9 protein-coding genes are annotated in these 12,469 nt (G+C 37.2%); 6 read left to right on the forward strand and 3 right to left on the reverse strand.

The window, feature by feature from the left end:
* The 6 genes from ABJI11_RS17920 to ABJI11_RS17945 all read left to right on the forward strand — a co-directional run.
* Window positions 1-1,540, forward strand: a 1,540-nt coding sequence (locus ABJI11_RS17920; protein ID WP_348355431.1) for a LamG domain-containing protein, incomplete at its 5' end; no start/stop codon positions are given.
* 45 nt (window positions 1,541-1,585) lie between these two features.
* Complete coding sequence (locus ABJI11_RS17925) at window positions 1,586-2,944, forward strand: glucoamylase family protein (RefSeq protein ID WP_348355434.1); 1,359 nt, start codon at window positions 1,586-1,588, stop codon at window positions 2,942-2,944.
* Window positions 2,945-3,027: 83 nt separating this feature from the next.
* Window positions 3,028-4,377 carry a glucoamylase family protein gene (locus tag ABJI11_RS17930; protein WP_348355437.1) on the forward strand — a complete coding sequence of 450 codons (1,350 nt, stop codon included), beginning with the start codon at window positions 3,028-3,030 and terminating at the stop codon, window positions 4,375-4,377.
* On the forward strand, window positions 4,367-5,161 hold the full coding sequence (locus ABJI11_RS17935; protein ID WP_348355440.1) for a prolyl oligopeptidase family serine peptidase: 795 nt from the start codon (window positions 4,367-4,369) through the stop codon (window positions 5,159-5,161). The genes ABJI11_RS17930 and ABJI11_RS17935 overlap by 11 nt, the downstream gene beginning before the upstream one ends.
* A gap of 21 nt (window positions 5,162-5,182) precedes the next feature.
* A complete protein-coding gene (bglX, locus tag ABJI11_RS17940) occupies window positions 5,183-7,453 on the forward strand; it encodes a beta-glucosidase BglX (RefSeq protein ID WP_348355443.1) in 2,271 nt (756 codons plus the stop codon).
* A 43-nt stretch (window positions 7,454-7,496) separates the two neighbouring features.
* Entirely contained in the window at window positions 7,497-9,134 is a 1,638-nt protein-coding gene (locus tag ABJI11_RS17945) for a sulfatase (RefSeq protein ID WP_348355446.1), read from the forward strand.
* 254 nt (window positions 9,135-9,388) lie between these two features.
* On the opposite strand, the gene ABJI11_RS17950 is transcribed toward ABJI11_RS17945, so the two are convergent.
* Genes ABJI11_RS17950 through ABJI11_RS17960 form a run of 3 tightly spaced genes read right to left on the reverse strand, consistent with a single transcriptional unit; the run spans window position 9,389 to window position 12,407 of the window.
* Complete coding sequence (locus ABJI11_RS17950) at window positions 9,389-10,183, reverse strand: aspartate dehydrogenase domain-containing protein (RefSeq protein ID WP_348355449.1); 795 nt, start codon at window positions 10,181-10,183, stop codon at window positions 9,389-9,391.
* Between the two features lie 60 nt (window positions 10,184-10,243).
* Window positions 10,244-11,698 carry an SLC13 family permease gene (locus ABJI11_RS17955; protein ID WP_348355452.1) on the reverse strand — a complete coding sequence of 485 codons (1,455 nt, stop codon included), beginning with the start codon at window positions 11,696-11,698 and terminating at the stop codon, window positions 10,244-10,246.
* A 1-nt stretch (window position 11,699) separates the two neighbouring features.
* Window positions 11,700-12,407 (reverse strand): amino acid racemase, encoded by a 708-nt coding sequence (locus tag ABJI11_RS17960; protein ID WP_348355454.1) that lies wholly within the window; start codon window positions 12,405-12,407, stop codon window positions 11,700-11,702.
* Between the last annotated feature and the right edge of the window lie 62 nt (window positions 12,408-12,469).

Consider the following 12,469-nt stretch of genomic DNA (forward strand, 5'->3'; position numbering starts at 1 on the left):
CTATTCTGATTTTTTAGATTACAGAAGATTGGTTGTTGATGATTTGGTTTACGACCAACTTGCAGATGGTGAGCATGTACTTACCATTACCGCAACTGATCTAGATGGTAAAACAACGAACGGTATGGTCAACTTCACAAAAGAACCTGCCTATGTTTCTAAATATCCTGGTGAAATTTTATACATGCCTTTTGATGGTGCATATATTGATTTGATCAGTTTTGAAGAGGCGCAAGAATTTGGAAGTCCATCTATAAGTGAAGATAATATTGCAGGCGATGGTTCTTACCAAGGTGCTACCGATACGTATTTGACATTAGACTCTGAGCGTTTTAAAAATGCCGAATTCAGTGCTATTTTCTGGCTGAAAATAAACAAGACCCCCGATCGTGCCGGTGTATTGACTTTGAGTCCGCCATTAATTGACGGGATAGACAATGATCTTTCTAAAGGATTTAGATTTTTTCGCGAAAATGCCAATGGTATGCAGCGTTTTAAGTTGAATGCGGGTACTGGTGCTGATGGCACTTGGTTTGATGGTGGCGAGGCTGCAGATGTAGATCCAACTACTGACGAATGGGTAAACTTAGCATTTACTATTTCAGGTTCTGAAGCTGTAGTTTATATAGACGGCCAAATTGCAAATGAAGGCGCTTTCGCAGGTATTGATTGGACAGATGTTAATGTACTTTCCATCATGTCGGGAGCACCTAACTTTACGGCGTGGGATCACTTATCAGATGAAAGTTTAATGGACGAACTTCGTATTTTCAACAGAGCAATTTCACAAGAAGAAGTTCAACAGATAATGGCAGACGATTCTGGTGAATTCGTTTCTTCCTACCCTCCTACTTTTGATGGTGAAATGTTCTATATGCCTTTTGATGGTAGTTACAACGAACGTTTTAGAAACATTGACGCTACCGCAGTAGGTACACCAGGTTATGCCGGTGAAAGTGTAGAAGGTGATAATGCCTATGCCGGTGCTACAGATTCATATATCACATTTCCAACGAATGAATCAGGAGCACTTACTACAGAGGAATTTAGTGCCACTTTATGGTATAAATTAAATGCAGATCCTACAAGAGGCTCCATTTTAGTTATGGGACCTGAGGATGTTGATAATGCAGGATATCCTGATGTGCAGAACAAACGTACCAACGGATTCAGGTTTTTTAGAGAAGGTGATGCTACCAGACAAGTATTCAAATTGAATGTGGGTAATGGTGAAGGTGAATATTGGTTTGACGGTGGCGATGCAGCTGCGTTAGATACCACCGCTACAGAATGGGTACACCTTGCATTTACAATCTCTGGAACCGAATGTGTAGTTTATTTTGATGGTGAAGTTGTATCTCAAGGTGATTTCACAGGAGTAGATTGGACAGGGTGCGATATTTTATCCATTGGTTCAGGTGCACCAAGATTTACAGAGTGGGGCCACGGCTTTGACCTAAGCTTTATAGATGAGCTTAGATTATACAACAAAGCGTTGAGCCAACAAGAAATTCAAGATATAAGACAAGCAGGTCTTTAAGCAAGATAATAGTTTAGTTTAATTCAGTTAATGTAGTAGATTTTTATGAGGTTATTTTTAATTTCAATGACCATTGCAACTTTGTTAGTTGGTTGTAATGGTCAATCCTCTAAGTCCAAACTTAGAGACCAAAGCGAGAGTGTAGAAAGAATTAAAATTACGGATGAACAATTATTGGATTCCGTTCAAAAACAGACGTTCAATTATTTCTGGGAAGGTGCAGAACCTACTTCAGGATTGGCACGTGAAAGAATTCATTTAGATGATATTTACCCAACGCACCACAAGAATATTATTACCATTGGCGGATCAGGTTTTGGTGTTATGGCAATTTTAGTAGGTATTGAAAGAGAATTCATAACACGTGAAGCGGGGCTTGAACGACTTGAAAAAGCAGTAGATTTTCTTGACAAAGCCGATCGTTTTCATGGGGCTTGGCCACATTGGCTAACGCCTGATGGTAAAATGACGCCATTCAGCAAAAAAGATAATGGTGGTGATCTAGTCGAGACCGCATTTCTTATTGAAGGATTATTGACCGTCAAAGAATATTTCAAGGGCGGAAATGACCGAGAGCAAGCCCTAGCGCAACAAATACAAAAATTATGGGAAGAAGTAGAATGGGATTGGTACACCAAGGGCGAAAATGTACTGTATTGGCACTGGTCTCCAGAATATGAGTGGGATATGAACTTCCCAGTTGGTGGTTACAACGAAGCATTGATTATGTATATTCTGGCAGCGGCTTCTCCAACGCATCCTATTTCCAAAGAGGTTTATGATCAAGGTTGGGCCAGAGATGGAGCAATTACAAAAGACACTACTTTTTATGGGCTACCAACTGTTTTAGATCATTATGAAAGTGATGCATCACCTGTTGGTCCTATGTTTTGGGCACACTACTCATTTACCGGATTAAATCCTAAAGGATTAAAAGACCAATATGCAGACTATTGGGAGCTGAACCAAAACCATACTATGATTCAATACAAGTATGCTGTTGACAATCCTAAAAATTTCAAAGGATATGGTGAAGACCTTTGGGGGCTTACATCCAGTTATTCCATTAAAGGATATGATGGACACCGACCAGATAGGGACATTAGCGTTATTTCGCCTACGGCAGCACTTTCCTCTATGCCATATGCACCTAAAGAGAGTATGGCATTTTTGAGAAATCTGTATACAAATCACGATACACTTGTTGGTAAATATGGTCCATATGATGCTTTCAGCTTAGAAGAAAATTGGGTGTTACCAAGATATTTAGCTATTGACCAAGGTCCAATACCGGTAATGATTGAAAACCATAGAAGCGGACTATTCTGGATGCTTTTTATGACCAATAAAGATGTAGTTAAAGGATTGGATAAATTAGGGTTTACCGTAGCATCACCAAAATGAAGGGCAAAAACCGATATAAGCACAAAAAGCAAATACTCCAAAAGACGCTCCTTGTTTTCTTGGGAATCTTAACGGTATCCCTAATGTCATGTTCATCATCTGAACCAGATGCACCAACAGGCGAATCTGAACTTCCGGAAACTCCGACTGAACCAAAAACGGAACCTGAAGTACCAGAAATATCTGATGAAGAACTTTTAGACCTTACCCAACAAGAAACCTTTAAATACTTTTGGGATTATTCAGAAGCTAATTCGGGTGCAGCTCGTGAACGTTTTCATCCTAACGAACCATCAAACGACCCTAATACCGTAAGTATTGGCGGCACCGGTTTTGGTTTAATGGCATTACTAGTGGGCGTTGAAAGAGGTTTTATTAGCCGTACAGAATCCGTAGAACGTATTGATCAAATTTTAGGTTTTTTGGAATCTGCCGATCGATTTCATGGTGCGTGGCCTCATTGGTTAGATGGCACTAACGGTAACGTTAGGCCATTTAGCGAAAAAGACAATGGTGGCGACTTGGTAGAAACCGCTTTTTTGGCACAAGGCTTGATCTGCATCAAAGAATATTTTAAGAATGGTGACGACACAGAAAAATCTTTAGCCGATAAGGCAGATGCATTATGGAAAGGTGTTGAATGGAACTGGTATACGCAAAACCAAAATAGCCTGTACTGGCATTGGAGCCCGAACTATAGTTTCGACATCAACCTAGAATTAAAAGGCTATAATGAAGTGATGATTACATACGTAATGGCTGCCGCTTCACCAGATTTCCCTATTGAGAAAGAGGTTTACACCAATGGTTGGGCATCAAACGAATCTATAAAAGATGCTAACAGTGCATACAACATTCCATTGATTGTAAATCACGCAGGAAACTCCCCAAAGGGCGGACCATTATTTTTCTCACACTATTCTTTTTTAGGTCTTAATCCGAACAACTTAAATGACGGATTCGTCAATTATTGGGATGCTGCCTTGAACCATGCAAAAATCAATAATCTGTATTGTATTGATAACCCCAAAAACTATATCGATTACGGCGAAGGCTGTTGGGGGTTAACGGCAAGTTATTCTCGAAATAGTGATGGTACATTAGGCTACAATGCCCATAGTCCAAGCAATGACACGGGTATTATTTCACCAACTGCAGCGATAAGTTCAATACCCTACACACCTGAAGAATCACTAAAAGCATTACGCTATTTTTATCAATATAAAGATGATTTGTTAGGTCCTGCAGGGTTTTATGATGCGTTTAGTCCGCAAAACAATTTTTGGGTGGCAGAAGCGTATTTGGCTATTGACCAAGGTCCTGAAATTGTAATGATAGAAAATTATAGAAGTGGTCTACTTTGGAATCTTTTTATGCAAAACGAAGACGTACAAAATGGTCTTGATAAACTCGGTTTTACTTATGAAAAATAAACACTTTCTTTTTCTCGCTTTACTGGTCATTTGCAACTTTATAACTTCTGCGCAAGATGTCAATTTATTCGAAAAGAAAGAATTGATAGTTGCAGAAGATACATTGCGATACAGAATTCTATATCCAGAAAACTTTGATGCCGAAAAAACATATCCGTTAGTATTGTTCTTACACGGTGCAGGTGAACGAGGTAATGATAACGAAAAGCAACTAATACACGGCAGCGCTCTTTTTCTAGATCAGAATAACAGAACAAAATATCCTGCAATCGTAATTATGCCACAATGTACTACAGATGATTATTGGGCACAGGTAGAAGTTGATCGTAGTAATTACCCAGTACAGTTAGATTTTAAATTTGAAAAAGGCCCTACCAAAGCAATGGGCTTAGTGATACGTCTATTGGATGGTTTTCAAAAAGAAAGTTTCGTCAATAAAAATCAAATCTATGCTATGGGGCTCTCAATGGGCGGCATGGGTACCTATGAATTATTAGCAAGAAACCCAGACCGTTTTGCCGCTGCGATTGCAATTTGTGGTGCAGGTGATGCTAAATACGCATCTAACTACGCGAAAAAAATACCTGTTTGGGCATTTCACGGTGCAAAAGATAATGTTATAGACCCATCAAGTTCTATGGAAATGATTACAGCTCTACTGAATGAAGGAGCTTTCCCCCGGCTTACCCTATATGATTTTGCTAATCATAATAGTTGGGATCCTGCCTTTGCAGAACCAGGATTATTATCATGGTTATTTTCGAATACCTTAAGTACAGAGTAAAAGCAACTTAAACCGACATCTATGATCAAATTAAATAAAATACTCCCCCTACTTTTATTGACCTTTATTAGCTTTTCTTGTGCTGCACAAGAAAAAATTCCTGAGGTTGAAGCTCTATTGAGTAAAATGACCTTAGATGAGAAAATAGGACAGTTGAACTTATTGACTCCCGGTGGTGGTATTGCTACAGGATCTGTTGTTAGCGAAAATGTAGAGGCAAAAATTAAAGCGGGTCAAGTTGGTGGCTTATTTGGAGTTTCCGGACCTGAAAAAGTTAGGCAGGCACAAGAAATTGCCATTAAGAATTCTAGGTTAAAAATTCCGTTATTAATAGGTTCCGACATTATTCACGGGTATAAGACCACCTACCCTATTCCATTGGGTCTAGCTTCTAGTTGGAATATGGAATTGATTGAAAGCGCTGCAAAAATGGCTGCAAAAGAAGCTACCGCAGATGGTATCAACTGGAACTTCTCACCTATGGTAGATATTTCTCGCGATGCCAGATGGGGAAGAATCTCCGAAGGTTCGGGCGAAGATCCTTATTTAGGATCCGCTATTGCAACCGCAATGGTAAAAGGGTACCAAGGCGATGACCTAAGTATTTCGCATACCATGATGGCGACAGTAAAACACTTGGCACTCTACGGTGCCGTAGAAGCTGGTCGCGATTATAATTCTGTTGATATGAGCAAGGTGAAAATGTACAATCAGTACCTACCACCCTACCAAGCCGCAGTAGATGCAGGTGTTGGTAGTGTCATGACATCGTTCAATGATATTGATGGTATACCTGCCACAGGAAACAAATGGTTGATTACGGATTTACTGAGAAAAAAATGGGGTTTTAAAGGGTTTGTAGTTTCAGATTACACATCTGTAAATGAAATGATGGCTCACGGATTAGGAGATTTACAAGCCGTTTCCGCTCAATCGCTGAATGCGGGACTAGATATGGATATGGTAGGTGAAGGCTTTTTGACCACACTGAAAAAATCTGTACAAGAAGGAAAAGTAACCGAAGAAGCTATCACTATTGCTTGTAGAAGGATATTAACAGCTAAACATCAATTAGGACTATTTGATGACCCTTATAAATATTCGGATACTTCTAGACCAGAAAAAGACATACTTACTGCCGAAAATAGATTAGCATCAAGAAAAATTGCAACACAATCTTTTGTGTTGTTGAAGAACGAAAACAATGTACTACCGTTACAAAAGGATGCTAAAATTGCATTGGTAGGTCCATTGGCGAATGACAAAAATAATATGTTGGGTACATGGGCTCCTACAGGTGACCCTCAATTATCAATTCCGGTATTGGAAGGATTAAAAAATATAGCCCCAAAAGCTAAAATAAGTTATGCAAAAGGCGCAAATATCACCAATGACACCGAGCTTGCCAAGCGCGCAAATGTATTTGGATTACGTGTAGAAATTGATACAAGAACACCTGAAGCTATGTTATCAGAAGCTCTGAAAATTAGTAAAGACGCAGATGTAATCGTTGCTGTTGTAGGGGAAGCTTCGGAATTTGCCGGTGAAGCTGCAAGTAGAACAGATATATCAATACCACAAAGTCAGAAGAAATTAATTAATGCTCTAGTGGACACCGGTAAACCGGTAATATTGGTTTTATTTAGCGGTAGACCATTGACCATTTCCAATGAGTTTAATTTGCCAGTTAGTATTCTACAAGTATGGAATCCAGGTGTTGAAGCTGGTAACGCCATTGCCGATGTGCTTTTTGGAGATTACAATCCGTCAGGGAAACTTACAGCAAGTTGGCCTAGAAGTGTTGGTCAAATCCCCATTTACCATAGCATGAAAAATACTGGTAGACCCGCACCCACACATCAATTTGAAAAATTTAAATCTAATTATCTCGATAGTGAAATTTCGCCATTATTTCCGTTTGGTTATGGTTTAAGCTATACCTCTTTTGAATACAGTGAAATTGCTGTAGATAAGAACAGTCTAAAACAAGGAGAATCAATAAAAGTCTCCGTAACCGTAAAAAATACGGGAGACTATGATGGAGAAGAAGTGGTACAACTATACCTAAGAGATGAGATTCGTAGTATTACCCCACCCGTAAGACAACTAAAGGGATTTCAAAAAATATTTCTAAAAAAAGGATTATCAAAAACCGTGACCATTACTCTATCTGCAGATGATTTAAAATTCTACAACAGCGAATTAAAATTTGTAGCGGAGCCAGGAAAATTTAAGGTGTTCGTTGGTGGCAATTCAAATGCCGAAATGTCTGCCGAATTTGAATTGAAATAATCCCTTAACCAACCATTATTTAAAATTAGAAATTAAATTGACTATGCGCATAGTTCTACTCATGCTGGTTATTGGGCTGCTACAAATCAGCTGTAATACCAAAGCAAAAACTGCAGAAAAAACTGATCAGAAACCAAATATTGTTTTCATAATGGCCGATGATCATGCCATACAAGCCATTAGTGCCTATGGTCACCCAATTAGTAAATTAGCGAGTACCCCTAATATTGATAGACTAGCTAAAAATGGTGTGCTCTTCAACAATAGTTTCGTAACTAATTCAATCTGTGGACCCAGTAGAGCTGTTATTCTAACAGGAAAACATAGTCATATTAACGGATTTAGACAGAACGGGGACCATTTTGACGGCAGTCAGCCCACATTACCTAAAATGTTTCAACAATCAGGATATCAAACCGCAGTATTTGGTAAATGGCATTTACACGACTACCCTCAAGGTTTTGACCAATGGAAAATCATCGTTGACCAAGGAAACTACTATAACCCAGATTTTATTGAAAATGGTGACACTACCCAAATTGAAGGTTATGCCACCGACATTATTACAGAAGATGCACTACAATGGTTACAGCAAGACAGAACAGATTCTCTACCATTTTTTTTAATGGTGCAACACAAAGCACCACATAGAAATTGGATGCCAGCCTTACGCCATGCAAATTTGTATGATTCTGTACAATTTCCGCTACCGGATAGTTATTTTCCAGAATTCAATAAACAATGGGCTAACAAAGAACAGCTACAGACCATCTATAAAGACATGTACGAAGGCCATGATCTTAAAATGACAACCAAATTTGGGAGCACCCAACTTTCAAATAACCCTTGGACAACCGATTTTGATAGAATGACCCCAAGCCAACGCAATGCATGGGACACCGCATATTTAGCGAAAAACAATGCTTTTCATAAAGCCAATTTAACTGGAAAGGAATTAGCTATTTGGAAAGGACAACGCTACATTCAAGATTATATGGCAACCATTGCCGCAGTAGATGAAGGAGTAGGCAAAATTCTGGATTATTTGGAAGAGAGCGGACTTGATAGAAATACATTAGTTGTATATACTTCTGACCAAGGGTTTTGGATGGGAGAAAATGGATGGTTTGATAAGCGATTTATGTACGAAGAGTCTTTTAAAACTCCTCTATTGATGCAATTACCGGGTACCATAAAATCAGGAACTAAAATTGACGCTATGGTTCAAAACCTAGATTTTGCTCCAACGTTCTTAGACCTGACCGGTTTATCAGCATTAAACAAAGATATGCAAGGAGAATCTTTTTTAGGATTATTGAGCGGTACTTTGAACGAAGATGATTTTAGAGATGTGGTGTATTATCATTATTACGACTACCCCGCTTTTCATATGGTTAAAAAACATTACGGAATCAGAACAAAACGCTATAAACTCATTCACTTTTATGATGATATAGATGCATGGGAACTCTATGATTTGGAAAAAGATCCCAATGAAAAAGAGAATCAAATAATGAATATTGAATATGCAGCAACTTTAAAAATGATGCATAATAAGCTAGACAGTGTTCAAACGGTTTATAGAATAACCGAGGCAGAATTCAAAAAAGCACCAAAAGAGAAAGTTGACAAAGCATACAAGCAATTTAAAAGATTGAGAGGTGAACCTGCATTTCAATAATTATTCTATGATAAATACTATTAATGCTCAGAGATGATAAACAGATTCTCTGAGCATTTTTAATCAATCTATTATCTACTTATAAAAACATGGTTAAAATATTAATTTAAACATAAATACTTTCCTATTTTATAATGTAAGCTTTTAGAAAACATCAAAATAAAAACGAAAATTTAGATATGATAAGAATTTTAAAATTTTCTTTAATAGCTTATTATTGATTACCCTCTTTACTAAATACCATTAGTGCAGTCTTAATTAATTTTAATATTAGAATTCAAATTTCTAAGTACACTAACTACACTTTTAACAGCTAAAAAGCTAGTTTTTGGATTACTAGGACTAGGCTTATTCTCGGTACGTGTAAAAATTTTACCAAAACCACCTTCGCAAGTAATTTCATGCATATTGCTCGTAGCATTAGGATCGGCAACTATTTTAATAATTAAATCTTCAAATTTTGATGCAAAATAAATACTTGCGGCAACATTTATGTTTTTAGGAAATTGCTTTACTGCCTCGCTAACTTTCCCTTCCCAAATAGTTTGACTAGTTTTTATCAATGATAAATCAATCTTCGTATTCTTGAAAAAAGGAGCGCCCTCTAAACTTCTAGGGTGTTTTGTAGTCTTTAATTGTATTGAGGTAATTTCATCGTTCACTGCTTTAATAGCATCGAGTCCAGCTATGGCACCTACCGGTAAAATCACCTCACATTTTTGCAAGTCTTTTAAGGACATTTTATTCTCATAAAGACCTGCTGTACTAATAGCTATTAACTTTAAACCTGCACGGTCTATTTCCGGAAACTTCAATAACTGGGTTACCACATCTTTATTTGCGCATTCAATAATAATATCAACATCATTAATTAAATCTGCAGTAATCTCCTTTCTAAATTGAGTAGATGAAGTAACAAAACTACTATTCTCTTCTTCAATTTCTTTTCTTGCTACGATATAGCTTAATTCGTAAAAAGAATTACTGCTAATCCATTCCGCGAGGTATTTACCTATATTTCCATAACCTATTATAGCTGTCTTCATCATGCTAATCTATTTTTCCAAGTAAAGTTCTTAATGATTTTTAAGAGATTTTTTAAAACGACATTAATTGACAACTACGGTCAAATCCCAAACCATAGGCAATACGATATAGACGACTACCGTTAAAATTAATATCGATATAATATTTAACCAAAATCCTTTTTTCACCATGTCCTGCATTTCTAAATAACCAGAACCAAAAACTACGGCATTTGGTGGTGTAGCCACTGGCAGCATAAATGCGCAGGAAGCTGCTAGAGTTGCTGCTATCATTAAATAATATGGATGAACACCTAATACTGGTGCTAAAGACACTAATACAGGTAACAAAATAGCAGTAGTAGCTATATTAGAGGTTATCTCTGTTAGAAAGTTCACTATTGTAATTAGTATCAATAATAACAGAAAGAAGGGCAATACTTGTAGCGCAGATAACTTATTACCAATCCACAGCGCCAAACCACTACTATCAAACCCCAAGGCTAAGGTTAAGCCACCTCCAAATAACAGTAAAATTCCCCAAGGTAATTTGACAGCATCTTCCCATTCCATCAATTTCTTGCCTTTCTCACGAGTTGGTATCAAAAAAAGAACCACTACCGTACAAATGGCAATAATAGTATCATCCATTTTGGGAATAAACCGCTGAATAAAAAAAGATCTTGCAATCCATGCAAAAGCAGTTGATGCAAAAACAACCAGCACCAATTTTTCTTCGTACCCAAGTTTACCAAGTTCTTTAAGCCTTAAAGATATTTCACTACGCCCACCCGGAAATTCCTTTTGCTTAAAAGTAAATGCAAAACGGGTAAGGTAATACCAACATAAAAAAAGTAATATTATGGCAATAGGAAAACCAAGAATAAACCATTCAGAAAATGTAATCTCTTTTCCAAAGGTTGCTTGGACCACACCCGCCAAAACTAAATTAGTAGGCGTACCTATTAAGGTTGCTATACCACCAATTGATGCACTGTAAGCAATTGAGAGCATTAAAGCTTTACCAAAAATCTTGTTTTCGTTCTCTTCTGTTTCAGGGTTATCGTTTAACTGATACACTATAGCCATTGCAATTGGTAGAATAATAACTGCAGCGGCAGTATTAGAAATCCACATGCTTAAAAAAGCTGTTGCAAGCATAAAACCAAGTATGATGTTTATAACATTGGTACCGATTAAATTTATAATTGTTAGAGCAATTCGCTTATGCAAATTCCATTTTTCAATAGCAATAGCAAGTATAAAACCACCCATATACAAGAAGATATACTTATGCCCATAAGAAGTGGCAGTCTCCGTTAAACTTAAACCTCCTGTTAGGGGAAAAAGAATCAAAGGCAATAATGCCGTTACGTAAATAGGTATAGCCTCAGTAATCCACCAAATAGCGACCCAAGCAACCGAAGCTAAAACAGCATTCGCCGTATCGGATAAATCTTCTGGATGGAAAAAGAATAAAATATAAAAGAAAACTAAGGGTCCTAAAATGCGACCTATATTCTGTTTGGAAAACTGCATACTATTTATTTAAAATATAATTTACTCCTGCATCTGAATGGATTTTTGTAGTATTAAAAACCGCAATATCAAGGTCTTCAGGAAAAATCATTAATGGAAACTCCGTGCATCCTAAAATTACCCCTTCAGCACCCTGTTCCTTAGCTTTTTCTATGATGCTTATTACGTAATCTTTTGAAGATGGAATAACCTTTCCATAAGTGAGCTCTTCAATAATAATTCTATGCAATTCATCTATAACCATTTGGTCTTCGGGAACTAGTACTTCTATATCATTATCTTCTATTCTTTTCGTAATAAAAGTTTCTTCCATACTATATTTTGTACCCAAGAACAATACCTTTTTTAATCCTTTTTTATGAATTTCTTTAGCTGTTGCATCTGCTATATGGATAACAGGAAAATCTAATTTTTCTTGAACCAAATCGTACACTTTATGAGGTGTATTGGCACAGAAAAGTACAGCCATTGCTCCACCTCTATTAAGACTATGAGCAGCATTCACAAGCATATGTGCAATAGAATCCCATTTATTTTCTATTTGAAATCGATGTACCTCTGCCTGATTGAGGGTGTATACCAATAAAGGCGGATTGGTATTGTTGCCATAATGATCATTTACAGACTGATTTATTGCACTGTAATACTCTATGGTAGAATGCCAAGACGTACCGCCTATTAACCCCAAACTATTCATTTTATCATTCACTATTTCTTTGTTTTCGATTTTGTCTATTTTTTCTTTTTTAGATTGTATACAAGACCCTAATA

The sequence above is a fragment of the Maribacter sp. genome, assembly GCF_039968975.1.
Lineage (GTDB): Bacteria > Bacteroidota > Bacteroidia > Flavobacteriales > Flavobacteriaceae > Maribacter.